This window comes from Chryseobacterium oncorhynchi (genome assembly GCF_002899895.1).
GTDB lineage: Bacteria > Bacteroidota > Bacteroidia > Flavobacteriales > Weeksellaceae > Chryseobacterium > Chryseobacterium oncorhynchi.
In genome coordinates this window covers 1-498 of the sequence record NZ_PPEI02000028.1, presented here as the reverse complement: position 1 = coordinate 498, position 498 = coordinate 1, and the positions used below count along the sequence as shown (strand labels likewise).

Genomic DNA, 498 nt, shown 5'->3' with positions numbered 1-498 from the left:
GTGCGGTAGAGCCGACGCCGCAGTGCCTGCGAGTAGTGGAAGCGCCTGGTGGTCATGTCCGGGTCGCGCAGGTATTCGCGCGCCAGGCAGACGCCCGCCAGGTTCAGTTCACCGGGTCGGTCGCCATGGCAAGGCCGGTCGTCGGCGTCGAGGATGAATGCCTCGCAGCCGTCGATGGGCGTGCCGATCGAGGCGGGTCGCCGATGTGCTTCGGCGTCGACGATGCGGCAGGTGGCGAAGACCGTGGCCTCGGGCGGGCCGTAGTAATCCACCACGGTATAGGGCAGCCCGCCGGGTGCGACCGGCGGCAGTTTTGCCCCGGCGCAGAACAGGTAGCGCAGCGCCAGCGACGGCGGGGCGGGCTGCTCTGCCAGCGCGGGCACCATCACGGTAGGCGCGAAGGCGGGGCTGATCCGCTGCTCGGCGAAGAATGCCAGCAGCGCCGCCGGGTCTGGGCGCACCTCGTCGGGCACCAGGTGGAGGCAGGCGCCTGCGCAC

The 498-nt window shown here is 71.5% G+C and carries 1 protein-coding gene; it reads right to left on the bottom strand.

Annotation, left to right across the window (positions count from 1 at the left end; genetic code table 11):
* Positions 1-498 (bottom strand): AMP-binding protein (locus C1638_RS22805; RefSeq protein WP_165826593.1); only part of this gene is annotated, 498 nt, incomplete at both ends.